We start from the raw sequence: 26,263 nt of genomic DNA, 5'->3' as shown, positions 1-26,263 counted from the left end.
CTTGATGATACCGACCATAAAAAACAGCCCTTCCCCAAAGGGAAAGGACTGTGGATATCTGCCATACGCAGGATAACTTATTTAAAGTGGCCCGGTAACTCACTGAACCAGGCCACTGACATGATCAGGTAACGCCCTGCTCGATCATGGCATCGGCCACCTTGCGGAAGCCTGCGATGTTGGCACCGAGCACCAGGTTACCGGGTTCGCCGAACTCTTCTGCCGTGTCAGCACACTGCTGATAGATATCGGCCATGATGTGCTTGAGTTTTTCATCGACTTTCTCTAGCGACCACTGCTCCATGCTGCTGTTCTGGGCCATTTCCAGCTGGCTCGTGGCCACACCACCGGCGTTGGCGGCCTTGCCAGGACCGTAAGCGAGCCTGGCGGCAATAAAGCGTTCGACGGCGGCCTTGGTGGAGGGCATATTGGCCCCCTCACTGATACAGCTCACCCCGTTGGCGATCAGCGCCTGGGCATCCTGTTCGGTCAGTTCGTTCTGAGTGGCGCAGGGAAACGCCACCTGCGCCGGTAGCCGCCATACGGCATGGCCATCGGCGGGGTAATCCCGTGCCGCCACATAGTGTGCCTCAGGATGCTCGTGAAGGTAAGCCTCCAGGGAAACACGCTCCACTTCCTTCAGACGCTTGAGCAGCCCCAGGTCGATGCCTCGAGGATCATGAATCATGCCCTTGGAATCACTGCAGGACACCGGTAGTGCACCGAGTTCCAGCAGCTTTTCGATGGTATAGATGGCAACATTGCCCGCGCCGGACACCAGGCAAGTCTTGCCTGCCAGACTCTCCCCCCGGGCGGCCAGCATGTTCTGGGCAAAGTAGACCGCGCCGTAGCCGGTGGCCTCCTTGCGCCCGAGCGAGCCGCCCCAATTCAACCCTTTGCCGGTCAGCACGCCTTCGTAACGCCCTGTCAGCCGCTTGTACTGGCCAAACAGATAGCCAATCTCGCGGGCACCCACGCCGATATCGCCGGCGGGCACATCGCTATGGGGCCCCACGTGGCGGTACAGCTCGGTCATGAACGACTGGCAGAAGCGCATGATCTCGTTGTCCGACTTGCCCTTGGGGTCGAAGTCCGCGCCGCCCTTGCCGCCGCCAATCGCCAGGCCGGTCAGCGCGTTCTTGAAAATTTGCTCGAACCCCAGAAACTTGATGGTGCCTGCGGTCACGCTGGGATGAAACCGCAGCCCCCCTTTATAAGGCCCCAGGGCCGAGTTGAACTGCACTCGATACCCTTTGTTGACCTGCACCCGACCCTTGTCATCCAGCCAACTGACACGGAACATGATCTGCCGTTCAGGCTCGATCATACGCTCGATGATACTGTGCTGGTGATAGTGCGGCGAGCGCTCGAACAGGGGGCGCAAGCACTCGAGCACTTCCTCGGTGGCTTGATAGAACTCGGTTTGGGCAGGGCTACTCTTGGCTAGCCGCGCAAGGGTGTCATGAACGTAGGGCATGGCGTCGTACCGTTACCGTAATGAGACTGTCGTTATGCTGGCCAGCGCATGACGGTATTTAACTGTGACGGCGTTTTTCTGCATACCCTATGCCGGTTTGGTATGGGCAAAAAACCGGCCACAACTCGACTAAAGTCGCACTTTTTTTGCCCACTATTGGTGCATTAACAAAATTTGATAAACGTTGTTTTAACGAAGCCAGCCGCGATCATCCCAAAAAGGGCGCCTGGCTTCACGCTGTACGACTTCACGGCTCAAGCCAATGTCCTTGAGCAGGTCATCGTTGAGCTGCTGTAGTGCATAGCGCTCGCGACGCAGTTGCCGCCATCGCGCCAGCCTGACCCGCCAAGGGGTGCGGCGGCGTTCCACCACGTTCGGCTGCCGCTCTGATAATGCGTGACGCTCGTTTACACAGGTCATGATGCGCTCCATGTCGATCTCTCCTTCTGGGTGTGGAAGAAGTATCAAAGAGCGCCTAAAATCAATCCAACGAATACTTCTTATCTATAACATCAAGCAGATTGATACCTCATGGCAACGTTACCGACCATCGATCATGAACTGCTGCGCACCTTTGTGGCGATTGTCGACCAGGGCGGATTCACCCGCGCGGCGCAGACGGTCAACCGCACCCAGTCGGCGGTAAGCATGCAGATGAAGCGCCTGGAGGAGGATGTCATTCAACGCCCCCTCTTCGTTCGCCAGAATCGGCAGCTACTGCTGACCAGCGAAGGCCATACGCTGCTGAGCTATGCGCGCAAGATTCTCTCGCTACAGGGTGAAGCGCTGACGCTCTTGCGCCAGCCCGATATGGTGGGTCGTGTGCGCCTGGGCGTGCCCGACGACTACGTCATGCGCTTTCTACCGGGGATCCTGAAGACCTTCTCCCAGGCGTGGCCACTGGTGGATGTCGAGGTGCACTGCGCCCCTTCATCGGTACTCTCACGACAGCCCCCGGACAGCCTCGACCTGATCATCATGACCCGGGAGGTAGGCGATGAGATCGGCACGCTATTGAGACGCGAACCCACCGTCTGGGTGACGGCCGCCGACCACGCCATCCATCTACAAACGCCGGTGCCACTGGCCATGTTCGAAGCCCCCTGCTTCTGCCGCCGCCACGCCTGCCATGCGCTGGACCGCGCGGGCAAGACCTATCGCGTGGCTTACAGCAGCCCCAGCCTAGCCACCTTGCAGGCCGTGGTCGGGGCTGGGCTGGCCGTTTCTGCCTGGATGCACAGCCTGGTCACCCCCGACATGCTGATTCTTGGCAGAGAGGAGGGCTACCCTGCCCTGCCCGAGGCTTCCATCGTGCTGCAACGCACTTCCCAGACCCAGTCACCGATCATCGACAGCCTCGCAGAGCACATTGCGGAGGGGTTTCGTTTGTAAGGGCCTGCACGCCCAGGCGAACCAGTCCAGGATGGCCTGACGGAAGCACAAAATCACAAGCACAAAAAAGGGAGGATGCCAGGCATCCTCCCTTGAAGCGATGAAACAGCGAGTATCAGGTCAGCTGCGGGCCAGCTTTGATGATCGCTTCGTTGATGCCTTCGAACTTCTTGAAGTTGTCCACGAACTTGGTGGCCAGGTCTTGCAGGTGACGGTCGTAGGCGTCGCGGTCGGTCCAGGTGTCGCGGGGGTCCAGCAGGCTGGAGTCCACGCCCGGCACGGCCAGCGGCACTTGCAGGTTCAGGCCGTCGATGTGCCTGGTCTCGACATCACGCAGGATACCTGACTGAATCGCGCTGATGATGGCGCGCGTGGTGGGGATCGAGAAGCGCGAGCCGCCTTCACCGTAGGCACCACCGGTCCAGCCAGTATTCACCAGGTACACCTGGGCGTCTTTCTTTTCGACACGCTTGATCAGCAGGTCGGCGTATTCACGGGCCGGACGCGGGAAGAACGGCGCACCGAAGCAGGTAGAGAACGTTGCCGCCAGACCTTCGGAAGAGCCCATTTCCGTGGAGCCGACCTTGGCGGTGTAGCCCGACAGGAAGTGGTAGGCCGCGGCTTCCTTGGACAGGATGGACACCGGCGGCAGTACGCCCGACATGTCGCAGGTCAGGAATACGATGGCGTTGGGCTCACCCGCCAGGTTTTCGGCCACGCGCTTCTCGACGTGCTCCAGCGGGTAGGCGGCACGGGAGTTCTGGGTCAGGCTGTCGTCGGCGTAGTCCGGCTCGCGGCGGTCATCCAGCACGACGTTTTCCAGCACGGTGCCAAACTTGATGGCGTTCCAGATGACCGGCTCGTTCTTCTCGGAAAGGTCGATGCACTTGGCGTAGCAGCCGCCTTCCATGTTGAAGACGATGCCGTCGCCCCAGGCGTGCTCGTCGTCACCAATCAAGAAGCGCGCCTGATCCGCAGAGAGCGTGGTCTTGCCGGTGCCGGAGAGGCCGAAGAACAGGCAGGTTTCACCATCTTCACCGACGTTGGCAGAACAGTGCATCGGCAGCACGTCGGCGGCGGGCAGCAGGTAGTTCTGCACCGAGAACATGGCTTTCTTCATTTCACCGGCGTAACGCATGCCAGCGATCAGCACCTTGCGCTCGGCAAAGTTGATGATCACGCAGCCGTCGGAGTTGGTGCCATCACGGTTCGGGTCGCACTCGAAGCCTGCGGCGTTGAGGATGGTCCACTCTTCCTTGGCGGCCTGGTTGTAGGCCAGCGGGCGCACGAACATGGTGCGGCCAAAGAGGTTTTGCCAGGCCGTTTCCGTGGTGACACGTACCGGCAGGTAGTGGGTGTTGTCGCTGCCCACGTGCAGCTCGGCCACGAAGCGCTCACGGCTTTCCAGGTAGTCTTCGACACGCGCCCACAGCGCCGAGAACTTCTCGGCGTCGAACGGGCGGTTGACGCTGCCCCAATCGATGCTGTCACGGGTGGAGGGCTCATCGACGATAAAACGGTCTTTCGGTGAACGCCCGGTGCGTACGCCGGTGTTGACTACCAGGGCTCCGTTCGCCGAGAGGCGACCTTCACCACGGGCCACGGCGCGCTCGATCAGTTCGGCGCTGCTGAGATTGACGTGGGCTTGAGGAGCGGCTTGAGTCGTGGTCATGTCGATTCCTGGGCCTTGCGGCCGTTTATCTCGTTTACCGGGCGTCGTACGACGCCTTTAAAAGTCATCCCAACCACTCGCGAACGGGCTGGGCGCGCTGAAGTCCGGCGCATTATGGCAAAAAGAAAGCCCCCGGGAAACGGGGGCTTCTCGCAAATATCTTGTAGTTAAACTACTACAATGACACTACATTTTGTGCTGCAGCGCAGTATATTTTCAAACAACCGTTTACCGGGTGCGCCGAGCGCATTGTCTCCTCTGGGGTGGCGCCAGGCGGCCTGGAAGCCCACCCCATCAGCAGCCGACTACACAATCAGTGAATGACTGGCGGTGGTGCGCTCGGGTCTTCCAACAAAATTTCAATATCTGCGGCGGTGTAGTGATATTTCGTGTGGCAAAAGTGGCATTGGGTGTCGATGGCACCCTGCTCCTGGAGAATATCCATCAGCTCTTCCTTGCCCAGGGTGTACAGCGCATGGCTCATACGCTCCCGGGAACAGGTGCAGCCAAAGCGCAACGCCTTGGGTTCGAAGACCCTGACGGTCTCTTCGTGATAGAGCCGATACAGTACCTCACGCTGCTCCAGCCCCAGCAGCTCTTCGTTCTTGATCGTTTCGGCAAGGTGCACGCTGCGCTCCCAGGCATCCACGTCCTGGTTTTGCGAGGCATCCGGCAAGCGCTGCAGCAGCAGCCCACCCGCTCGCTGACCATCGGCGGCCAACCACAGCCGAGTAGGTAACTGCTCGGACTGGCCGAAATAGGCTTCCAGGCAGCCCCCCAGGGTATCGTGATCCAGTGCCACGATGCCCTGGTAGCGGTGCCCTTCCCGGGGGTCCAGGGTGATCATGATCTGGCCGTCGCCGACCAGCTCACGGAAGCTTGCCTGCTCGCTGGGCAGCGCGGCCTCTTCGGCGATACGCGCAATGGCGCGCAGCTCACCGCCCGGGTTGGATTCTGCCATCAACAGCGCCAGCGCGCCCTGGCCGCGCACTTCGATGCTGAGCGTGCCGTCCAGCTTGACCGTATCGGTCAGCAGGGCCACCGCTGCCAGCAGCTCGCCCAGCAGGGCATTGACCGCAGGTGGGTAGGCATGACGGTCGAGCACTTCCTGATAGGCGGTGCTCAACGTGACGATTTCGCCACGCACGTTGGTTTGGTCAAACAGGAAACGCTGGATCTGATCAGACATAGTGAAACCATGAAGTGAGAAAGGGGAACGTCGGCAAGGCAGGCGTCAGCGACGCTACTCGCCCTGCTGGCGTTGAAATCGGTGTATATCGCGGCGCTGCTTCTTATCGGGGCGCTTGAGGGGATGCTGCATCGCTTCGTTGGTGAGCCGACGCGCCTCGGCTTCCTTGGCACGACGCTGGGCGCTGGCCTCGGTTTCGGCGTACAGGGTGCGTGCTTCGGGTGCGCCCCTGCGCTGGTCTGAAAGCGCCGTGACTTCCACCTCGTAAATGTCCCAGCCCTGGGGCACGCGAATCAGCGCCCCCAGCTCGACGTTCTTGCTGGTCTTGGCACGCTCACCGTTATAGTGAACCTTGCCGCCTTCTATCGCTTTCTTTGCCAGGGCGCGGGTCTTGAAAAACCGTGCAGCCCATAGCCACTTGTCCAGGCGAACGCTGTCGCTCATTGGCACTCTCCTAATCTATTGGCTGCCCCTGAAGGTCGCCACTGGCGGATCACTCAGTGGCCGATGCCCAGGCCGCACTCATGGCAGCAGTTGGGCAAATCGGTCCAGAGCCACGAACTCTTGCAGCTCCTTCTCGGGCCGCTGGCTATCAGGCTGTTTGATGCCTAGCAAGTACTTGATTCCGAACTCTCTGGCACTTTCCAGCACCCGGGCGTTGTCGTCGATGAACAGGGTGCGTGCGGGGTCGAAGGGCTCTCGCTCCTGCAGCGCAAACCAGAAGGCCTGCTCCTCCTTGGCAGCGCCAACGTCTTCCGAGGAGATGATGGCATCCAGGTAGTTTTCCAACCCGGTGAGCGGCAATTTCAGTGCAAGACTGGCACGGTCGGCGTTGGTGGCCAGCACCACACGAGGATGGGCCTGCTTGAGCCAGCCCAGGAAATCCAGCGCATCGCCACGTAACCCAATCAGGTGCTGTACTTCACGCTTGAGGGCCACGATATCGACGTTCAGCTCGCGGCTCCAATAGGCCAGGCTGTACCAGTTCAGAGTGCCCTGCTCACCGATGATGCGACTCTTGAGCTCCTCCTGGCTGGCTTGATCCAGTTGATGCAGCTCAACGTAGCGGCGTGGCAGATGCTCCAACCAGAAGTGGCTGTCGAAGTGAAGGTCCAGCAGCGTGCCATCCATGTCCAGCAGCACCGTGTCGATCTCGCGCCAATCAATCATGGCCACTCCAGTCTTTGAGAGTAAGCGTGCTATTGTAGCGTAACCCGTTTTTTGCAGCCACGGAGGCATGATGGACCGCGACGATTCCACCACCAGCGACGCCACACAGCGCTACCCGCGCAAGCCCACGATTCTGGCTCGCCACCCCGTGGCCCAAAGCCGCTTGTTCCAGATCGAAGCGCTGGACCTGCGCTTTTCGAACGGCGAGGAGCGCCAGTTCGAGCGCCTCACCGGTGCCGACCGTGGCGCCGTGATGATCATCGCCATGCCGGACCCGGAACACGTCTTGCTGATTCGTGAGTATGCGGCCGGTTTCGAAGACTACGTACTCACCCTGCCCAAAGGCCTGGTGGACCCCGGCGAGGATGTCGTGGCCGCCGCCAACCGTGAACTCATGGAAGAGTGCGGCTTTGGCGCCCACCGCATCGAGCCGCTGGTGGAACTCTCGCTGGCCCCCAACTACATGCGACACCGCATGCAGGTACTGATCGCCACCGACCTCTACCCCAAACGCCTGCCCGGCGACGAGCCCGAGCCCCTGATCGTGGAAACCCACGCCATCGAAGAGCTCCCCGCGCTGCTGTTAAGGGACGACTTCCACGAAGCACGCGCCATCGCCGCCCTCTACATCGCACGCGACCGATTACGCGAAGAGCAGCGCAGCAACGGCATTGATTTGCTCTAAAGAGCCATTCCAACGCCATTGTGAAAGGGCTTCAGCCCGCGATGATTCCAGCACCAGGCTTGATATGGGTGACTACTCAGGCAGTCGCCCAATGAAATTGGCCTCCCACAAATTAGCCTGGGTGGCTGCTCCGGCGGTCACTCGATGCCCAGTTGTCTTTGCTGCCCCACCATGACAAGCCAGGCAGCCAGCTGCTGTGGGAGGGGGCTTCAGCCCGCGATGATTCCAGCACCAGACTTGATATGGGTGACTACTCAGGCAGTCGCCCAATGAAATTGGCCTCCCACAAATTAGCCTGGGTGGCTGCTCTGGCGGTCACTCGACGCCCAGCTGTCTTTGCTGCCCCCCATGACAAGACAGGCAGCCAGCTGCTGTGGGAGGGGGCTTCAGCCCGCGATGATTCCAACAATTTAACGCGGGTGCTTCAACGCTATCCAGCGGCGTTGGCGGTGGCTGTCGAGGCCGGCTTCGAGCAAGGTCATGCTGCGCAGGGCGTCCTCGACGGAGACTGGGAGGGGGGCTTGTTGACGGATGGCGTCGGCAACGCCCTGGTAATAGGCGAGGTAGTCACCCGGTAGCGTGGGGTGTTCATGACTGACCAGCGGGGCATCTTCGCCGTGCCCTTCGCGTAGGGTGAGCGTGCCGGGAATGTCCTGTCCCCAGTGCGGCGTGGGGGTCTCGCCTGCTTTCAAGCGCGCTTCCTGTGGGTCGAGTCCCATCTTCACATAGCTGCCCAGCGTGCCATGCAGGCGGTAGCGGGGAGTGGGTTCGGCCACCAGGGTGCCTGCACTCAGGCTGACACGGCAGTCGTCGTACTCCAGCAAGGCCAGGAAGTCATCGTCGGCATGGGCGGCGTCTCGGCGCGCGCCGATCTCCAGCAGGATGGCGTGGGGCATGCCAAACAGCTCGCAGGCCTGGTCCAGCAGGTGAGGCCCCAGGTCGTACCAGATGCCGCCCCCGGGCGCGGCTTTTTCACGCCAGCGGTCGCGCACCTCCGGACGAAAACGATCGAAGCGGGATTCGAAGCCCGTCACTCGCCCCAGCGTGCCTTCGGCCAGCAGCGCCTTGACGGTCAAGAAGTCACTGTCCCAACGTCGGTTGTGAAACACCGAGAGCAGGCACTCTTTATCCGCCGCCAAGGCCTTGAGCTGCCTGGCCTCCGACAGCGTGACGGTGAAGGGCTTGTCGACCACCACATGCTTGCCCGCCGCCAGCGCGGCCTTGGCCAGGGGAAAGTGAGTATCATTGGGCGTTGGGATGACGATCAGATCCAGATCCTTACGCTGACACAGCGCCAGGGCCTCGCGCTCGACGTCCACCCGGGGCAAATCGGCGGTCACCTTGCTGGCATCGCTGGAAGACACCGCCACGAGCTCCAACCCCGGTACCGCCTGAATCAGCGATGCATGAAACGTTTTACTCGCAAAACCATAGCCGACCAGGCCCACATTGATCGTCGCCTTCATGACGCTCCTCGATAGGTGTTGGGTGATATACCACAAAAAAAACAGCCCGCTTGCGCGGGCTGTGAGATACGCCGATCAATCCAGTTTGGAGAGGTCGCGTACTGCGCCCTTGTCGGCGGAGGTGGCCAGCAGGGCATAGGCCTTGAGGGCAGGCGTCACCTTGCGTGGGCGCTGCTCGACGGGCTTCCAGGCGTCCTTGCCACGCGACTCCATGGCCTCGCGGCGCTTGGCCAGCTCGGCATCGCTCAGCTGCACGTTGATGGTGCGGTTGGGGATATCGATCAGAATGGTATCGCCCTGCTCGACCAGCCCGATGGCGCCCCCGGCGGCGGCCTCAGGTGATACGTGACCAATCGACAGACCCGAGGTACCCCCGGAGAAACGGCCGTCGGTCAGCAGCGCGCACGCCTTGCCCAGCCCTTTGGATTTCAGGTAGGAGGTGGGGTACAGCATCTCTTGCATACCGGGGCCCCCTTTGGGGCCTTCGTAGCGGATGACCACCACGTCGCCCTCTTTGACTTTGCCATCCAGCACGTTGGCCACTGCCTGATCCTGGGACTCCACCACGTGAGCCTTGCCCTCGAATACCAGGATGGAGTCGTCTACACCAGCGGTCTTGACCACACATCCATCCAGGGCGATGTTGCCGTAGAGCACGGCAAGGCCACCCTCACGGGAGAAGGCGTGCTCCAGGTCGCGGATACAGCCGGTGGCACGGTCGCCATCCAGGCTTGGCCAACGGGCGCTCTGGGAGAACGCGGTTTGGGTCGGAATGCCCCCCGGGCCGGCCTTGAAGAACTCGACCACTTCTGAACTGGGCGAGCGCATGATATCCCACTCGTCCAGCGCGGCTTTCAGGCTGTCACCGTACACGGTGGGCACCGAGGCATCCAGCACTCCCGCCCGGTCCAGCTCGCCCAGAATGGCCATGATGCCACCCGCGCGGTGCACGTCTTCGATGTGGTATTTCTGAGTATTGGGCGCCACTTTGCACAGCTGGGGCACTTCACGGGAAAGGCGGTCGATATCCGCCATGGTGAAGTCGACTTCTGCCTCTTGAGCCGCCGCCAGCAGGTGCAGGATGGTATTGGTGGAACCGCCCATGGCGATGTCCAGGGTCATGGCATTCTTGAAGGCGGCCTTGTTGCCAATGGCGCGGGGCAGCAGGTGTGCCTCTTCGCCTTCGTAATAACGCTTGGCCAGCTCGACGATACGATGGCCCGCCGTTTCGAACAGGCGACGGCGATCGGCATGGGTCGCCAACACGGTGCCGTTACCGGGAAGTGCCAGGCCCAGCGCCTCCATCAAACAGTTCATGGAGTTGGCGGTGAACATGCCCGAGCAGCTGCCACAGGTGGGGCATGCGCTGCGCTCGACTTCTGCCAGGGTCTCGTCGTCGACGCTGTCGTCTGCGGCCATGACCATGGCATCGACCAGATCCAGGCCGTGATTCAGCAGCTTGGTCTTGCCAGCTTCCATGGGGCCGCCGGAGACGAAAATGACGGGAATATTGAGCCGCATGGCGGCCATCAGCATTCCGGGGGTGATCTTGTCGCAGTTGGAAATGCACACCAGCGCATCGGCACAGTGGGCGTTGCACATATACTCGACGCTGTCGGCAATGATATCGCGGCTAGGCAGCGAGTAGAGCATGCCGTCGTGGCCCATGGCGATACCGTCATCTACGGCGATGGTATTGAACTCTTTGGCGACGCCGCCCGCTTTTTCGATTTCGCGGGCGACCAGCTGGCCCATGTCCTTGAGGTGCACATGGCCCGGCACGAACTGGGTGAACGAGTTGGCTACCGCGATGATCGGTTTGTGAAAGTCGTCATCCTTCATGCCGGTGGCACGCCAAAGGGCACGAGCGCCTGCCATGTTGCGGCCAGCGGTAGTGGTACGGGAGCGATACTGGGGCATGGTGTCCTCTACGTCTTTATCATGGCCCGCCACATACGAGGTGGCGGGCAGGTGAATCCAGCGGTCTTCGATTGTGGCATGAGCGAACCGCTGAGACTAGACGTAGACGATATCCAATACCCCACCCGCTTCAGAACGTCTTCCATTCTTCCACGGCACGGGCCTTCACCCGCGATTTTCTGAGTAGAGGTATCGATCAAGCGGCGAATTTCACCTGCGGTGTGACCACTTCGACCTTGCTGCCCACTTCGGCAATCAGCCCTGAGTGGCCCACATGTTCTTGAAGACCTGGGCAGGCACCTCGGGATCACGGAAAATATGATGGGGTTCGCCCAGTAGCTCGGCTTGTGAGTAGCCGCTTACTTCAATGAACGTCTGATTGACGTAGGTGATATTACCCTGGCGGTCGGAGCGTGAAATCAGCACCTGATCGTCTGTCAGCTCAAGGGTTGCCTGGCTAGATGTGCTCATGAAGTCCCCCTGTGTTTTTTGAAAGGCATGTTTCGCCCGATGACCCAGCGCTTCCTTTTACCAAGCCGACCTGGTGACGCGCATTGATATGCAGCCGTCGTCATGAAAAAAGGCAAAAAACATGCCACCCGGGGGTGGCATAGGCAAAACACATCGTGGGTTTTCATTGATACTGAGCACAGCACCCCGTCAGAAGGTTTCCCAAGGCTCGTCCTGGTGGGGCAACGCATGGCGTGCCGACGCATCAGGCTGCTGAGGAACGGCTTTCTTCACACGCGCCAGTTTTTCCCGCGCTGCCGCAATACTCTCTTCCTGGGCACCTTCCAGACGGAACGCATCGACCACGTTGGCCAGTTCGAAGGCTTCCAGGGTCAGGTTGTCTGCGGAGGCGGCAATGGACTGCACCTTGGTGGCGTTTTGCTGTGTGACGTTGTCCATCTCTGCAATCGCCGAGTTGATCTGGCCGATTCCACTGCTCTGCTCGCTGGAAGCGGTGCTGATCGAGGCCATCAGTTCGCTCACCTGATTGACCTGACGCACAACGTTCTCGATGGCGCTTTCGGCCTGCTCCACGGCGCTGCGCCCACCGCTGACTTCCTGAGTGGTGCTGTCGATCATCTTGCGGATTTCCTGGGCAGCATCAGCACTGCGGCTGGCCAGGGTGCGCACTTCACTGGCCACCACGGCAAAGCCGCGACCATGCTCCCCAGCTCGGGCGGCCTCGACGGAGGCGTTCAGCGCCAGGATATTGGTCTGGAAGGCAATGCCATCAATCACGCCGATCATCTCGGTCATCTTCTCGGCGCGCTGGGCAATGCGCTGCATGCGCTCCACCAACTGCTCCATTTGCTGGCGGGTTTCCTGAGTGCTGTGGGCATTCTGCTGCGCGAGCTCGGTGGCCTGGCGCGCGTTGTCGGTATTCTGCTGCACGGTAGAGGTCATCTCTTCCATGCTGGAGGCCGTTTGCTGCAGCGAGGAGGCCTGTTGCTCGGTACGCGATGCTAGCTCCTCGTTCTCAGCGGCGATCTGCTGAATCGCAGGCGTCACCACCGCCACTCGGTTTTCGACCTCGCTGACGATACTGGAAAGGCTGAAACGCATGGTGTCCAGCGAATAGAGCAGCTCTCCCAGCTCATCGTTGCTTTGTCGGCGTTCGCGGGCGGCCAGGTTACCTGCGGCAATCTGGAAGGTCATATAAAAAACGCCGCTCTTCAAAGAGCGGCGCTAATCGCAAGGTTTGACGTCACGTGACACACCAAGTCATTACATAGCCATACTCCAGGTTACCGGAACACTACATTGGCCACATCACGGTAACGGTTGGCGAAATGAACCGTCATGCCTTCTTTCAGGTACTCCGGCAGCTCGTCATAATCACGGCGGTTGGCTTCCGGCAGGATCACTTCGAAGATGTCGCTGCGCCGGGCAGCAATGACCTTTTCACGTATCCCGCCCACTGGCAGAACTTGCCCGGTCAGGGTTAGCTCCCCGGTCATGGCCAGCGGGCGATTGATGGCCTGGTGCTTGGCCAGCGAGAGCAGCGCCGTGGTCATGGTGACCCCCGCCGATGGGCCATCCTTGGGTGTCGCTCCTTCCGGCACATGCAGATGCACGAACGCGGAGTCGAAGAAATCGGCATCGGCACCGAATTCGGCCAAGTGCCCCAAGGTGTAGCTGTAAGCGATATTGGCCGACTCTTTCATGACCTCACCCAGCTTGCCGGTGAGCTTGAAGCCGCGGTCCAGAGAATGGATCTTGCCCGCCTCGATGGGCAGCGTAGCGCCCCCCATGGAGGTCCAGGCCAGGCCGGTCACGACCCCCTCGCCCTTGAGCACTTTCTCCTTGCGGAAGAGCGGCGCGCCCAGGAACTCTTCCAGGTTCTTGACCGAAATCTTGACCGTTTCTACCTGCTCTTCCAAGAGTTTGACCGCCGCCTTGCGCACGATGCGGTGCAGCTGTTTTTCCAACTGGCGCACCCCCGCCTCGCGGGCGTAGCCATCGATGACCTGCTTGAGGGCGGCATCGGTCAGGTTGATGCGTTTTTTCGGCAGGTTGTCGCGCTTCAGCAGCTTGGGCCACAGGTGGTGTTTGGCGATCTCCAGCTTCTCTTCGGCAATGTAGCCGGACAGGCGGATCTGCTCCATGCGGTCCAGCAGCGGGCCCGGGATGCTGTCCAGAGTATTGGCCGTACACACGAACAGCACCTTGGAGAGGTCCATGCGTACGTCCAGATAGTGGTCCAGGAAATCCACGTTCTGCTCGGGGTCCAGCACTTCGAGCAGCGCCGAGGCGGGGTCGCCCTGGAAGGACTGGCCCAGCTTGTCGATCTCATCGAGCATGATGACCGGGTTTTCAACTTCCACTTCCTTGAACGCCTGCACCAGCTTGCCGGGCATGGCACCGATGTAGGTGCGTCGGTGGCCCTTGATCTCGGCTTCGTCGCGCATGCCGCCTACCGAGAAACGATAGAACTCACGCCCCAGCGCCTCGGCAATGGAGCGGCCAATGGAGGTCTTGCCCACCCCCGGCGGCCCTACCAGCAGCACGATGGAGCCCCCCACATCGCCCTTGAACGTGCCTTCGGCGAGGAACTCGATGATGCGCTCCTTGACGTCTTTCAGGCCATCGTGGTCTCGGTCCAGCACCGCGCGGGCATGGCCGAGATCCAGCTTGTCCTGGCTGGTGACGCCCCAGGGCAGCGATGTCAGCCAGTCCAGATAGTTGCGCGTGGTGCCATACTCCGGCGAGCCGGTTTCCAGCACGCTGAGCTTGTTGAGCTCTTCGTCGATGCGGGCCTGAACGCGCTCCGGCACCACCAGTGACGCCAGGCGATTCCTGAACGTATCCACGTCGTTTTCGCGGTCGCCCTTGGAGATACCCAGCTCGCGCTGAATCACCTTCAACTGTTCACGCAGGAAGAATTCACGCTGGCGCTCCTGCATCTGCGCGTTGACCTGCTCGCTGATTTCGCTTTGCAGCTGGGCAACGTCGATCTCCTTGCGCAGCAGCGGCAGCACCTTGTGCATACGCTCCGCTACGGGCAGCGTGGCCAGCACGTCCTGCAATTCAGGGCCTTTCGCCGAGGTGATGGCAGCGGCAAAATCGGTGAGCGGCCCAGGCTGATGGGGGCTGAACCGATTGAGGTAGTGCTTCAACTCCTCCCCGTACAGCGGGTTGATGGGCAGCAGCTCCTTGATGCCGTTGATGATCGCCATGGCGTAGGCCCGGGTCTCTTCATCCTCGGCATTGACCGGCTCTTTCGGGTAGGTCACTTCCACCAGATAGGGCGGCTCCTTGGAGAGCCAGCGCTGGATCTTGAAACGCTGAAGGCCTTGGGCGATGAACTGAATCTGCTGCTCTTCGCTCTTCAGCTTGTGCACCTTGACGGCCGTCCCGATCTCGGGGAAGCCGTCATGATCCAGGGAGTGCACCCCTTGTTCTCCGACGAACGCTACTCCAATGGTGTGATGTGGCGTGTTGCCAACGCGGCGCATGGTCTCTTCCCAGCGCTCACGATTGATCACCAGAGGCTGTACCTGGGCGGGAAAGAACGGGCGGTTGTGAATTGGCAGCAGATAGATACGCTCGGGCAGCATGTCGCTGGCAGGCACCAGTGAATGGGTGCGCTCACCATCCGAGCGGTGATCGTTTTCGTTCTGGTGTTCTGCGTGGTGTTCTTGGTGACGGTCCGAATGCTCGCCTGCGGCGAGCCAATCGAGGTGTTCGTGATCGCGGTCGTAATCCTGGTCGCTCATGCGCCCTCCCCATCAACAGTAACCAGCAGCAATGACCAGCAAGGGGCTTGCCCGTCACTGTCGCCGCTTCGTATGGTTAATGGGATGTGGGCAGCCAGGGAAAACTTCAACCCTGAGCGCCATTTGACAGCGTACTTATTGGTGGAACGTTACGGCCACAGTGTCGGCATGGGACGACCATTGACGCGCCAGACGCCGCGCACCACGTCGAACTGCAGCTCCCGGGTGCCGAGGGGCAGCCCCAGCCATAGCGCTGCCACGGTGGGCGCGTCATGCCAGATGAAGTCGCCGTCGATACGTGCCCGCCAGCGCGCTTGCTCCTCGGGCTTGTCCAGCGAGACGACGCGCAATCTATCCAGCTGTCGACCGTCGAAAAACAGCGCCCCGTCTGCGGCAACTTGCAGGCCGAGCAGCGGGCTATCGAGTTCGATGGTGATGACATCGAGCCGTGGAGAGTCGCTCAATATTTGCAGCAGATCAGGTTCCAGCCGCGCCAGCAGCCCTTCGGCCATGGGCAGCGCGGCATCCCCCCAGGCAGCTTCCTGGCGCAGCCGACGGATCACCTGTCGCACGGCATCACCGTTCAGCCGCGACAGTTCGGCCGCGACACGGCCCCTCAACAGCGGTGTCTCCGGCGCTTCGCTGGGCACCAGCACCTCGCCCAGCACCAGCTCTCCCTGAATGCTCAGCTCGGTTTCATCCAGGGTCATCTGGCTGTAGAGATCCAGCGGGGTGATCTGGATATCGTAGGCAGGATAGTGCATCGACAGGCGGTCGATGCGCAGGTGGTCACGCTGGGTGAAGTGGTAGGCATCGTCGATGTAGGTGTAGCGGCTTTCCAGGGTGGTGGGCCCCAGCGTCAATTGGGACAAGCCATCGGTCAGCGTCAACTGGTCGAACAACCCCCGCAAGCGCCAGTCGCCAAACATGCCCTCCAGGCGCACGCGAGCCCCCCGCACCTCCAACTCACGGCCATTCTGCTGAATCACGAAGGGGGCCAGCGCCAGCCGCAGCTCGGTGCGACCGCTCAGGGTTTGATAGCGACCCTGCCAACGCGGCACAGAAGGTGCAGACACATCGCCCACGGCCTTTTGCAGCACATTGTCCAGCCGGGGTAGCAGAGTGCCCTGCACATCGGTAGACAGCAATCCATGGCGGGCGTCGTAGGTCAGCTCCAACTGCCAAGGGCGGCCCAATAAGGGCGACAGCACCAGTTGCCCGCGTGATGTCAACCAGCCCTGACGGCTATCCAAACGCTCTACTCGCCACTCTCCTCGGGCTTCCAGGTCTTCCAGCCCCTGACGCAGGCTCCGTTCGAACAGGATGCTCGATAGCAGTTGCGCGACCATCCATATCACGGCAATCACCGAGAGGATGGGCACGATTAAACGTTCCTTGCGCATGCTATCTCCTTGTATGGCCTCCTGACAAAGCGCAGCGCCTGCTATCGGGCGTCGACTAGTGGAGCCAGAACCATAAGTGCATGGTACTCCAGGCGTAGATGCCTGCCATGACGTCGTCGATCATGATGCCAAAGCCCCCCGCCACTCGGCGGTCGGCCCAACGGATGGGCCAGGGCTTGAACACATCGAAAATACGAAAGACGATGAACCCCCAGAGGGCAGCTTCCCAGGAAAAGGGCACCGCGGCCATGGTGATCCAGTAACCGACGAACTCGTCCCAGACAATGCCGGAGTGGTCGTGCACCCCCAGGTCATGGGAGGTTTTATCGCATAGCCAGACACCGACGATGAAGGCCACGAACACGATACTGAGATACCAGGCCAGCGGCAGGGCCGCCAGCATCCAATAGAAGGGAATCGCCGCCAGCGTGCCGAAGGTGCCAGGCGCCCAGGGCACGGTGCCACTCCCCAGGCCAAAGGCGAAGAAGTGAGTGGGGCGTCGCCAGACACTGGCCGGTGCACGGTTCATTGAACACCCCCACGAAAGTGCTGCCAGCCCGACTCGGCCAACGGCGCCACGCCGGTGATGCCAGGCGTATCGGTGCACTGGCCAATCACGCTGAGCGCGGTCCCCTGCTCTGCCAGCCGTTGCCTGGCCAGGGAAACGTGCGCAGGGGGCAGCGTGACCAGCAGCTCATAGTCGTCGCCTCCGGAAAGCGCTGCCCGCTGGGCTGCTTGCGCGCCCAGACAGGCTTCCAGCCCTTCCGCCAGCGGCAGTTGCTCGGCCTCAAGCGAAGCCCCCACTTGAGATGCTTCACAAAGATGCGTGAGATCCGCCAGCAGGCCATCGGAGATATCCAGCGCTGCGCTGGCCAGGCCACGCAGGGCAACACCCGCCGCCAGGCGTGGCTGGGGCAACAGATAGCGCTGGAGCAACGGGTGCTGCATGTCTCTTTCACCCTGTTGCCACAGCGCTAGCCCGCCCGCACCACCGCCCAAAGCGCCCGTGACGGCAATCACATCGCCGACACGAGCCCCGGAGCGGGTCAATGCTTCACCGGAGGGCACTTCGCCCATCACCGTCACGGCTATGCTCAGCGCTCCTGCGGTGACATCGCCCCCCGCCAGCGTGGTCTCATGCCGACGGCACAGGTCATGGAAGCCATCGGCATAGCCCGATAGCCACGCCTCGGCGGCCGCACTGCCGGGGAACGCACGCTGGTCGAGGGTCAGCGCCATCAAGCACCAGCGGGAGCGTGCCCCCATGGCCGCCAGGTCGCTGAGCGCCACGGCCAAGGCGCGATGGCCGACCGCATGGGCAGGCGCATCATGGGGAAAGTGCACGTCTACCACGGAGGTATCCACACTGACCACGAGCTGCTGCCCCGCTTGGGGCAGCAGTAAGGTGGCATCATCGCCGCATCCCAGGGCAACGCCATCCGTCGCTTTCGCCTCCTGCGGCGACATGAAGAAACGTCGAATCAAATCAAATTCGGCAAGCACAAAGGCCCCTTAAACGCTTGATCAGGTCGCCCGCTTACAAGCGGCGGGCGCTGACTTCGGCACTTCGCAAGCGGTTGGCCAGCTTGTCGAGAATGCCATTCACGTACTTATGGCCGTCGGTGGCGCCAAACGATTTTGCCAGCTCAACGCCTTCGTTAATGACCACGCGGTAAGGCACTTCCATGCGGCGCGAGAGCTCGTAAGCGCCCAGACGCAGAATAGCCAGCTCTACCGCGTCCAAGTCTTCCAGACGACGATCCAGCAGCGGTGCAATGTCACGATCCAGCTCGGCTTTGAAGCGCACCGTGTTGTGCAGCAGCTCATGAAACAGCGCTTTGTCGGCGATTTCCATGACCTTGACCCAGTTCTCGTGGTCTTCCAGGTCGTCGTCCGCCTTCTGGCTACGAAACTCGGCTTCGATGGTCGAGATCGACTTGCCGGTCATGTGCCATTGATATAACCCTTGTACCGCCAACTCCCTTGCGGCGTGGCGTCCCTGCTGTGCCGCAGAGGACTTGCGCTCACGTCGCTCGCTCATTGGGTATCTCCTGCGGGCAGCGCGCGCAGCAGCGACACCATTTCCATGGCGGCCATGGCGGCTTCGGTGCCTTTATTGCCTGCTTTGGTGCCCGCTCGTTCGATGGCCTGCTCAATGGATTCCACGGTCAGCACGCCATTGGCGACCGGCGTGTCGAATTCCAGCTGCAGGTGATTGATGGCCGTGTTGCAGCCGCCCGCCACGTACTCGAAATGCGGCGTGCCGCCACGAATGACCGCGCCCAACGCGATGACGGCATCCGGCTTCATGACGCTGAGCACACGCTTGACCGCCAACGGCAGTTCCCAGGCACCCGGCACGTGAACGATATGGATTTGCTCGGCATCGACGCCGTGGCGGGTCAGGCTATCCACCGCGCCTTCTACCAGGCTATCGACCACGTGATGGTTGAATCGCCCCACCACGATGACATAACGGCCATCGACGTCGACAAAAGTGCCTTCAACTTGCGAAAGGGATTGCATCGATTTATTCCTGCTGAGTAGTGGGCTCATACGCCGTGTCATTGGGCCCCAGACGCTCGACCACTTCAAGATCGAACCCGGAAAGCGCCGAGAATTTCCACGGGGAGCTGAGTAGCCGCATCTTGCCGACGCCCAGATGGCGCAGAATTTGCGAACCCGTACCAATGGTTAAATAGTTGCCGGCACCGTCCGAATCGTTGGTACGCGGCTGGCGTACCCGATCCAGGAAGATGTCCAGCTGGTCTTTCAGATCCTGATGTGGGCGCCCGTCATCGATCAGGACGAACACACCGGCGGGCGCTTCGGCGATTTCACGCAGGGCGCGGTGGGCATCCCAGCGGCACTGCTCGCCTTTCATCAGCCCCAGCACGTCGCGCAGCGTATCGGCCAAGTGTACACGAACCGTGGTGGGCTGCTCGGCGGTGGGCTGGCCTTTCACCAGCGCCAGGTGGTGAGCCCCCTGGATACGGTCACGGAACACATGCAGCGCCAGCTCGCCATGCACCGTGGACACACGACTGGTCTCGATGGCGTCGACAGTCTGTTCGTTGACGATCCGGTAGTGGATCAAATCGGCAATGGTGCCGATCTTGATACCGTGGGCCTTGGCGAAGGCTTCCAGCTCGGGGCGACGCGCCATGCTGCCATCGTCGTTCATGATTTCACAGATCACGCCGCTGGGGTCGAGCCCTGCCAGCGCCGCCAGGTCGCAGGCCGCTTCGGTGTGGCCTGCCCGGCGCAGTACGCCACCCGGCTCGGCCATCAGCGGAAAGATATGGCCGGGCTGCACGATATCCGTGGGCTTGGCATTGGGCGCAGCGGCGGCCTGCACCGTGCGTGCGCGGTCCGCGGCAGAGATGCCGGTGGTCACGCCTTCGGTCGCCTCGATGGACAGCGTGAACTTGGTGCCAAAACCGGACCCGTTGTCGCGCACCATGAGCGGCAGGTTAAGCTGCTCGCAGCGTTCTCGGGTCATGGGCATGCAGATCAGACCGCAGGCGTAGCGCGCCATGAAGTTGATATGCTCTGGCTTGACCAGTTCGGCCGCCATGATGATATCACCTTCGTTTTCGCGATCCTCATCGTCCATGAGGATCACCATTTTGCCCTGGCGAATGTCTTCCACCAGCTCGGCGATAGGGGACAGGCCCTCAGAAGCGGAGTGCGCCATGGAATCTCCAAAAAAAGTGGTCGCATGGGATGCGATTTCGGGCGTCAGGGTACCTTGCTATGGCCGCTTGCGCTAGTCGCCCCGGGGGGTCGCGATAATCTGCCAGTCCTGGCCTACCTGGCGAAACTCCTTGATCACCAGGCGCTTTTGATCCGCCATTCGGGTGATCCCCGGCAACTCGAACAGCGGCCGGGCATCGCCCCCGAGTAGTGTAGGAGCGACGAACAGCTGCAACTCATCGACCAGCTGCGCGTCCAGCAGTGCCCCGGCCAGCGTCGCACCGGTCTCTACCAATAGTTCGTTTACCTGCTCATTATCGGCTAACCAGCGCAGCATGTCAGCAAGCTCGACGCGCCCCCCGGCGTCGCTGGGCAACACCTGAATCTCGGCACCAGCCGCTTCCAGTCGCTGACGCTTGTCGGGGCTGTGCTGCTCGGTGGTGATGATCAGCGTGCGCCCCGGCTCACGCAGGCAGGCCGCCGCCAGCGGCAGCCGCAACCGAGAATCCAGAATGACCCGCAGCGGTTGGCGCAGCACGATCTCTTCGGCCTGGGGTAGCGCCAGCTGTTCGGGCCGCAACGTCAGCCGCGCATCGTCCATGATCATGGACTCCACGCCACTGAGAATCGCGCTGGAGCGTGCCCGCAGGCGCTGCACCTGGGTGCGCGCCTGCGGGCCAGTGATCCACTGCGACTCCCCTGAGCCCATGGCCGTTCGACCATCCAGGCTCATCGCCATTTTCAAGCGCACGAACGGACGCCGTGACTGCATGCGCAACACGAACCCGGGATTGAGCGCCCGTGCATCCTGCTCAAGCAGGCCCACGTGAACCTCGATACCGGCAGCTCTCAAATGCTCTATCCCCCGCCCACTCACTTGCGGATTGGGGTCCCCCATGGCCACTACCACGCGCCCTACACCGGCATTGGCCAGCGCCACGGCACAGGGGCCGGTACGCCCGGTATGGGAACAGGGCTCCAGCGTCACATAGGCCGTGGCGCCAAGGGCCTGTTCCCCTGCGGCTGCCAACGCATGCACTTCGGCATGAGGCTCACCGGCGCGTAAGTGGTAGCCTTCGCCCACGACCTGCCCTTCGGCCGAACGATCGTAGCGGACGATGACGCACCCCACGCGGGGATTGGGGTCAGTGGTATACAGGCCTTGGCGGGCCAGTTTCAGGGCGCGGGCCATGAAACGGTGGTCTGCAACAGAGAACAGGCTCATCCTTCAGCCTCTTTCGACGCGGGCCCACTGGCAGCGTCATCGCCAGGCTCTTGAGCAGGTTCCTGAGACAGCCGGTCGATTTCAGCCCGAAACTCGTCCAGATCCTGAAACTTGCGATACACCGACGCAAAGCGAATATACGCCACCTGATCCAGGCTGCGTAGCGCCTGCATGACGGCCTCGCCCACGTCACGAGCATTCACCTCGCGGTCACCGCGGGCGCGCAGGGATTGGCGGATACGCTCCACGGCGGCTTCGATGGCTTCCGCGCTGACCGGGCGCTTTTCCAACGCCCGCAACATGCCAGCCCTTAACTTGGCCTCGCTGAAGGTCTCCCGCGAGCCATCCGACTTCACCACCCTGGGCATGATCAGCTCCGCCGTTTCATAGGTCGTGAAGCGCTCATGGCAGCTTGCACACTGGCGACGGCGACGCACCTGGTCACCGTCGGCCACCAGGCGTGAATCCGTTACTCGCGTATCGTTTGCACCACAAAAAGGACAATGCATGGCAGTCAACCTATTGTCGGCACGCACCCTCAAGTGCGCTCAGCGTGTCAGCCCCGTAGATACCAGCCGTGCCAACGGGCCGCCTGCTATCTCTTGTTTTGTAAGCTATTTTAAGAACCCTTCAGGGGTCATTGGGTAAACCATCCCACTACCGTTTGTCGTGCCTGCAAAAGCAGGCGTACTCATGACTTGTACGTCATTTCGCACAGTATTCTCCTATATTGTAACGATTTGGCACACAAGCTGCAGCGTTTGTCGAAGGTTGATTGAAAGGAGGCACCCATGACGGCATTTGAGCTCAGGCTACAGCGTTACTTGACCCACCTGTACGGCCAGCGCGCAGGGGAAGTACAGCGGCGCCTCGAACAGCATCTGGCCCACTTCCGACCGCTGCTTCCGGCGGCGCCTTTATCTGCTGAGCAGAGCGGCATTGCACCAACATGGAGCGAAAAGGATCAGTGGGTCATCAGCTATGGTGACTCCATCGTGGCAGACGGCACGCCCCCACTGGGCGTACTGAACCACTTTCTGCAGCGCCACTTGGGCGAGACGATCAGCGGGGTGCACGTGCTGCCCTTCTTTCCCTGGAGCAGCGACGACGGTTTTTCGGTCATCCATTACCGGGAGGTCAACCCCGAACTGGGAGACTGGTCGCATATCCGTGACCTGGCCAGCCACTATGACGTGATGGGCGACCTGGTGCTCAACCACGTTTCCCGTGAATCGCTGTGGTTCGTGGATTACCTGACCGGCAGCCTGCCGGGGCGGGACTACTTTATCGAGGTGGACCCTGACACCGATGTTTCCCAGGTCACGCGGCCACGCAGTAGCCCGCTGCTCGTGCCTGTCTCCACCCGCCGGGGCACACGCCACCTGTGGGCCACGTTTTCGGAAGACCAGATCGACCTGAATTTCGAGAACCCGGATGTCCTGCTGGAATTCGTCGGCATCCTGCTGTTTTACCTGCAGCAGGGAGTGAGGATCATCCGCCTCGATGCCGTGGCATTCTTGTGGAAGCGGCTGGGCACGGCCTGTATTCACCTGCCCGAAACCCATACCGTGGTACGCCTGCTACGCGCCATCGTCGATGAGATCGCCCCCGGCACCTTGATCATCACCGAAACCAACGTGCCCCATGCCGAAAACATCAGCTATTTCGGCCTCGAACGCCTGGCGGAAGGCCCGCCGGACGAGGCGCACATGGTGTACCAGTTCGCGCTGCCCCCGCTGCTGCTGCACACCCTCACCCGTGGGGAGGCCAGCACCCTGCAAGGCTGGCTATCCAGCCTGCCGGTGCTGCCTGAACACTGTACTTACCTCAACTTTACCGCCAGCCACGACGGCATCGGGGTGCGCCCGCTGGAGGGCCTGCTGCCGGACCACGAACGGGACGCCCTGCTGGAGCTGATGCACCGCTTCGGTGGCTTCGTCAGCATGCGCAGCAACCCGGACGGCAGCGACACGCCCTACGAAATCAACATTACCTGGTTCGAGGCCATGCGCGGTACCCGGCGCGGCCCCGACCCTTGGCAAATTGCGCGCTTCCTGTGCAGTCAGGCCATCATGCTCAGCCTGCAAGGCATTCCTGCGCTCTACCTGCACACCTTGACCGGCACGCTCAACGATGTCGAAGGCGTCGAGCGCAGCGGGCGGCTGCGCTCCATCAACCGGCGTCGCTGGCCGCTGGACGAACTGGAGCTGCTGCTGGAAAGCCCCTCTACCCCAACCCACGATGTCTTCCATGCCCTGCGTCGGCTGTTGGACCTTCGCCGTCAGGAGCCCTGCTTTCACCCCAACGTGCCCCAGCAGGTCATCAGCACGCCAGCAGAGCTGCTGGCCATCGAGCGCGGTCCGCTGGCCGATGGCCGATGCTTGCTGGCCCTGTTCAACGTCACCGACCGCCGCATAGCCCTCGACCAGGGCGGCGAGGCATTGACTCAGCGACTGCAGCAGCACGCCTGGCAGCCGCTGGATACCTCGTCTTCGCTTCACCCGCTGGCATCCCTGCCTCCCTATGCCGTGCTCTGGCTGGTGGCTAACGCCTGACGCCTTGCGACATAACGTCTCAGGACAGAACAAGATAATCCTTTAATAATCCTGTCCTGCGACACTGTCCATCCAATTCGACGGTGGATACGTGAGCGTTTATGTTGCAACAAAGCCTGGCCATTGGCCCCATGGGATTCAGCCTGCATCAGTTGATCATCGGTTTTGCCTTCTTACTCGCCCTGTTGGTGGGCGCCCTGCTGGGCAGGCGCCAGCAGGTTTCGGTCAGCGATACCCTGTTTACCCTGCTGATGGTCGCCCTGCTGGCGGCCAGGCTGGTATTCGTCGTGCGTTACTGGGGTGAATACGACGGCCTGCTCGCGCGGCTGGATATTCGTGACGGTGGTTTTGATCTGCTGGCCGGTGCATTGGCCGGGATAGGGTATGGCGTCTGGGCACTGTGGCGCTCGCCGCGTCAACGCGCGCCGCTGGGCGCGGCCATGCTCACCGGCGGTCTGGTGTGGGGCGTCACGCTGGGCAGCACCCTGCTCATCGAACAGCAGACCCGGCCGCTGCCCACCACCCCGCTCAGCACCCTGGAAGACACCCCCATCAGCCTGCCGGAGCTGGCTCAGCAACAGGGCCAACCCATGGTAGTGAACCTGTGGGCCAGCTGGTGCCCGCCCTGCATTCGCGAAATGCCGGTCTTCGAAGCGGCTCAGCAGCAGGAGCAGGACGTGACGTTCGTGTTCGTCAATCAGGGGGAGAGTCTTCCACAGATCAACCGCTTCATGGCAGAACATGGCTTTCAGCTCGACAACGTCTGGCAAGACCCGCGCAATGCGCTGGGTCAAGTGACAGGTGCCCATGCCATGCCCACCACGCTTTATTATGATGCCCAGGGCCAATTGGTCAGCACCCACTTTGGCGAGCTTTCCCGAGCCACCCTGAACGATGGGCTATCACGTATTCGTTAAGCCTTCTACAGCGTGATCATGAGTTACCCGCTGCCGCAATAGCGGCCTATTTGAGGATAAAGTGATGCAACGGATGTTTCCCATTCAGACGGGCCGTCTGACCCTGCTGGCTGCGTTGAGCGGCTTTGCCATTACCAGCCAGGCCGATGCTCTACCCGCCCCGGTGCAAGCCCTGGCCGACCAGGGCATCAGCATTCACGGGCAGTTCGAGGCCCCCGGCGGTATGCGCGGCTACGGCGCCAGCGTGCAAGGCCAGGATATGGCCATCTACCTGACCGCCGACGGCGAACACGCCATTGTCGGCACACTGATGGACAGCGCGGGCAATGACCTGACCGAAGCGCAGCTGGACGAACATGTGCGCGTCCCGCTCGAAGCCGAAACCTGGCAACTGCTGGAAGAGAGCCACTGGATTCAGGACGGCAACCCGGACGCCCCCCGCGTGATTTACACCTTCACCGACGCCAACTGCCCTTACTGCCGCCAGCTATGGCAACAAGCTCGCCCCTGGGTGGAAGCCGGTGAAGTTCAGTTACGCCACATCATGGTAGGCATTCTGGCGCCAAACAGCCCCGCCCTCGCCGCCACCCTCCTCGGTGCCGACGACCCCGCCGAGGCCCTGCACCGCCATAGCGAAGGCGAATCCCTGAGCGCCAGTGCGCAACCTCGCGATATCGAAGAACAGGTCTATGCCAATAACCAGCTTTTCGATGAGCTGGGCCTGTACGCCACCCCCACCAGCGCCTACCAACGCGAAACCGACACAGGCCTGCTACGCATCGACCGCATCCAGGGCATGCCCAACGAAGCCCGCCTTCTGGACATGATGGGCAGCGAAGCACCGTAAGCATGGAGGCCAGACTAGCCACCACGCCCAAGGTGGCTGTGGCTTTTAGCGATATCGTGCTGGGGTAATGACCTTGGCGCTATCGGGGCGGCTGGCGCCGCCTCCGCGGGTGCCTCTTTCGCTCGTTGCTCTCGCTCAATCGTTACGCCGCGCTACGGGGGTGCCGCGATTTGACGTGGTGACGTATTGGGATTGATGTTGGCGACATACCGTAGCGCGGTGTAAGCGGAGCGCACCCGCGAAGCAACGCGGAAAGCGTTGCCGATGAGGGCGCCGGGGGTGGCGGTGGCATGTTGTCATTCGAGGATGCTGTGGGTGCTGTGGCACCATCAGGGCGGCTGGCGCCGCCTCCGCGGGTGCCTCTTTCGCTCGTTGCTCTCGCTCAATCGTTACGCCGCGCTACGGGGATATCCGTGCCCGTGC

General features: G+C 61.6%; 23 protein-coding genes and 1 pseudogene. 5 read left to right on the top strand and 19 right to left on the bottom strand.

The genetic code is table 11. The features are described 5' to 3' along the window. Positions 1 to 124: 124 nt before the first annotated feature. Together gdhA and HSS18214_RS17655 are read right to left on the bottom strand one after the other, a co-directional pair. Positions 125 to 1,477 carry an NADP-specific glutamate dehydrogenase gene (gdhA, locus tag HSS18214_RS0100255; RefSeq protein ID WP_016913312.1) on the bottom strand — a complete coding sequence of 451 codons (1,353 nt, stop codon included), beginning with the start codon at positions 1,475 to 1,477 and terminating at the stop codon, positions 125 to 127. Positions 1,478 to 1,666: 189 nt separating this feature from the next. Continuing rightward, positions 1,667 to 1,897, bottom strand: a complete 231-nt coding sequence (locus HSS18214_RS17655; RefSeq protein WP_156808443.1) for a DUF1127 domain-containing protein — start codon at positions 1,895 to 1,897, stop codon at positions 1,667 to 1,669. A gap of 111 nt (positions 1,898 to 2,008) precedes the next feature. Here HSS18214_RS17655 and HSS18214_RS0100245 point away from each other — a divergent pair, with 111 nt between their 5' ends. Beyond that, positions 2,009 to 2,869, top strand: a complete 861-nt coding sequence (locus tag HSS18214_RS0100245; RefSeq protein ID WP_016913310.1) for a LysR substrate-binding domain-containing protein — start codon at positions 2,009 to 2,011, stop codon at positions 2,867 to 2,869. 115 nt (positions 2,870 to 2,984) lie between these two features. Here the strand turns inward: HSS18214_RS0100245 and HSS18214_RS0100240 are convergent, their stop codons facing one another. From HSS18214_RS0100240 to yrfG, 4 genes are all read right to left on the bottom strand, one after another. Next, complete coding sequence (locus tag HSS18214_RS0100240) at positions 2,985 to 4,541, bottom strand: phosphoenolpyruvate carboxykinase (RefSeq protein WP_016913309.1); 1,557 nt, start codon at positions 4,539 to 4,541, stop codon at positions 2,985 to 2,987. 313 nt (positions 4,542 to 4,854) lie between these two features. Next, positions 4,855 to 5,730, bottom strand: coding sequence for an Hsp33 family molecular chaperone HslO (gene hslO, locus HSS18214_RS0100235; RefSeq protein WP_016913308.1), 876 nt, complete (start codon positions 5,728 to 5,730; stop codon positions 4,855 to 4,857). Positions 5,731 to 5,784: 54 nt separating this feature from the next. Beyond that, positions 5,785 to 6,174 carry a ribosome-associated heat shock protein Hsp15 gene (gene hslR / locus HSS18214_RS0100230; protein WP_016913307.1) on the bottom strand — a complete coding sequence of 130 codons (390 nt, stop codon included), beginning with the start codon at positions 6,172 to 6,174 and terminating at the stop codon, positions 5,785 to 5,787. A 78-nt stretch (positions 6,175 to 6,252) separates the two neighbouring features. Continuing rightward, entirely contained in the window at positions 6,253 to 6,900 is a 648-nt protein-coding gene (gene yrfG, locus HSS18214_RS0100225) for a GMP/IMP nucleotidase (RefSeq protein WP_016913306.1), read from the bottom strand. A 70-nt stretch (positions 6,901 to 6,970) separates the two neighbouring features. Between yrfG and nudE the strand changes: the two genes are divergently transcribed. Beyond that, complete coding sequence (nudE, locus tag HSS18214_RS0100220; protein ID WP_016913305.1) at positions 6,971 to 7,585, top strand: ADP compounds hydrolase NudE; 615 nt, start codon at positions 6,971 to 6,973, stop codon at positions 7,583 to 7,585. Positions 7,586 to 7,995: 410 nt separating this feature from the next. Here nudE and HSS18214_RS0100215 read toward each other — a convergent pair whose 3' ends face one another. From HSS18214_RS0100215 to nrdR, 13 genes and pseudogenes are all read right to left on the bottom strand, one after another. After that, a complete protein-coding gene (locus HSS18214_RS0100215; protein ID WP_016913304.1) occupies positions 7,996 to 9,051 on the bottom strand; it encodes an oxidoreductase in 1,056 nt (351 codons plus the stop codon). Positions 9,052 to 9,126: 75 nt separating this feature from the next. Further along, positions 9,127 to 10,971: a dihydroxy-acid dehydratase gene (gene ilvD, locus HSS18214_RS0100210; protein ID WP_016913303.1), complete on the bottom strand. Its 1,845-nt coding sequence runs from the start codon at positions 10,969 to 10,971 to the stop codon at positions 9,127 to 9,129. A gap of 255 nt (positions 10,972 to 11,226) precedes the next feature. Continuing rightward, positions 11,227 to 11,442, bottom strand: coding sequence for a PAS domain S-box protein (locus HSS18214_RS0100205; protein ID WP_016913302.1), 216 nt, complete (start codon positions 11,440 to 11,442; stop codon positions 11,227 to 11,229). Between the two features lie 189 nt (positions 11,443 to 11,631). After that, positions 11,632 to 12,642: pseudogene (locus tag HSS18214_RS17650) on the bottom strand (methyl-accepting chemotaxis protein); the annotation flags it as partial. Positions 12,643 to 12,725: 83 nt separating this feature from the next. After that, positions 12,726 to 15,197, bottom strand: a complete 2,472-nt coding sequence (lon, locus tag HSS18214_RS0100195; protein ID WP_016913299.1) for an endopeptidase La — start codon at positions 15,195 to 15,197, stop codon at positions 12,726 to 12,728. 149 nt (positions 15,198 to 15,346) lie between these two features. Beyond that, complete coding sequence (locus tag HSS18214_RS0100190) at positions 15,347 to 16,600, bottom strand: DUF945 family protein (RefSeq protein WP_016913298.1); 1,254 nt, start codon at positions 16,598 to 16,600, stop codon at positions 15,347 to 15,349. Between the two features lie 55 nt (positions 16,601 to 16,655). Further along, on the bottom strand, positions 16,656 to 17,129 hold the full coding sequence (locus HSS18214_RS0100185; protein ID WP_016913297.1) for a phosphatidylglycerophosphatase A family protein: 474 nt from the start codon (positions 17,127 to 17,129) through the stop codon (positions 16,656 to 16,658). After that, positions 17,126 to 18,103 carry a thiamine-phosphate kinase gene (gene thiL / locus HSS18214_RS0100180; protein WP_016913296.1) on the bottom strand — a complete coding sequence of 326 codons (978 nt, stop codon included), beginning with the start codon at positions 18,101 to 18,103 and terminating at the stop codon, positions 17,126 to 17,128. Before thiL ends, HSS18214_RS0100185 begins: the two co-directional genes overlap by 4 nt. Positions 18,104 to 18,137: 34 nt before the next feature. Continuing rightward, positions 18,138 to 18,641, bottom strand: coding sequence for a transcription antitermination factor NusB (nusB, locus tag HSS18214_RS0100175; RefSeq protein WP_016913295.1), 504 nt, complete (start codon positions 18,639 to 18,641; stop codon positions 18,138 to 18,140). Continuing rightward, on the bottom strand, positions 18,638 to 19,126 hold the full coding sequence (ribH, locus tag HSS18214_RS0100170; protein WP_016913294.1) for a 6,7-dimethyl-8-ribityllumazine synthase: 489 nt from the start codon (positions 19,124 to 19,126) through the stop codon (positions 18,638 to 18,640). Before ribH ends, nusB begins: the two co-directional genes overlap by 4 nt. 4 nt (positions 19,127 to 19,130) lie before the next feature. Next, positions 19,131 to 20,297 (bottom strand): bifunctional 3,4-dihydroxy-2-butanone-4-phosphate synthase/GTP cyclohydrolase II, encoded by a 1,167-nt coding sequence (gene ribBA, locus HSS18214_RS0100165; RefSeq protein WP_016913293.1) that lies wholly within the window; start codon positions 20,295 to 20,297, stop codon positions 19,131 to 19,133. 72 nt (positions 20,298 to 20,369) lie between these two features. Then, positions 20,370 to 21,521 carry a bifunctional diaminohydroxyphosphoribosylaminopyrimidine deaminase/5-amino-6-(5-phosphoribosylamino)uracil reductase RibD gene (ribD, locus tag HSS18214_RS0100160; protein ID WP_016913292.1) on the bottom strand — a complete coding sequence of 384 codons (1,152 nt, stop codon included), beginning with the start codon at positions 21,519 to 21,521 and terminating at the stop codon, positions 20,370 to 20,372. Next, positions 21,518 to 22,030 carry a transcriptional regulator NrdR gene (nrdR, locus tag HSS18214_RS17645; RefSeq protein ID WP_040460675.1) on the bottom strand — a complete coding sequence of 171 codons (513 nt, stop codon included), beginning with the start codon at positions 22,028 to 22,030 and terminating at the stop codon, positions 21,518 to 21,520. Before nrdR ends, ribD begins: the two co-directional genes overlap by 4 nt. Before the next feature lie 282 nt (positions 22,031 to 22,312). Here nrdR and HSS18214_RS0100150 point away from each other — a divergent pair, with 282 nt between their 5' ends. The 3 genes from HSS18214_RS0100150 to dsbG all read left to right on the top strand — a co-directional run bounded on the left by HSS18214_RS0100150 (position 22,313) and on the right by dsbG (position 25,840). Continuing rightward, positions 22,313 to 24,076, top strand: coding sequence for a sugar phosphorylase (locus tag HSS18214_RS0100150; RefSeq protein ID WP_016913290.1), 1,764 nt, complete (start codon positions 22,313 to 22,315; stop codon positions 24,074 to 24,076). Positions 24,077 to 24,177: 101 nt separating this feature from the next. Further along, a complete protein-coding gene (locus HSS18214_RS0100145; RefSeq protein WP_016913289.1) occupies positions 24,178 to 24,993 on the top strand; it encodes a TlpA family protein disulfide reductase in 816 nt (271 codons plus the stop codon). Between the two features lie 64 nt (positions 24,994 to 25,057). Next, on the top strand, positions 25,058 to 25,840 hold the full coding sequence (gene dsbG, locus HSS18214_RS0100140; RefSeq protein WP_016913288.1) for a thiol:disulfide interchange protein DsbG: 783 nt from the start codon (positions 25,058 to 25,060) through the stop codon (positions 25,838 to 25,840). Positions 25,841 to 26,263: the final 423 nt, after the last annotated feature.

This window comes from Vreelandella stevensii S18214 (genome assembly GCF_000275725.1).
Classification (GTDB): domain Bacteria; phylum Pseudomonadota; class Gammaproteobacteria; order Pseudomonadales; family Halomonadaceae; genus Vreelandella; species Vreelandella stevensii.
Note: the sequence above shows the minus strand (reverse complement) of the source record. Positions and strands in the feature narration are given on the sequence as shown.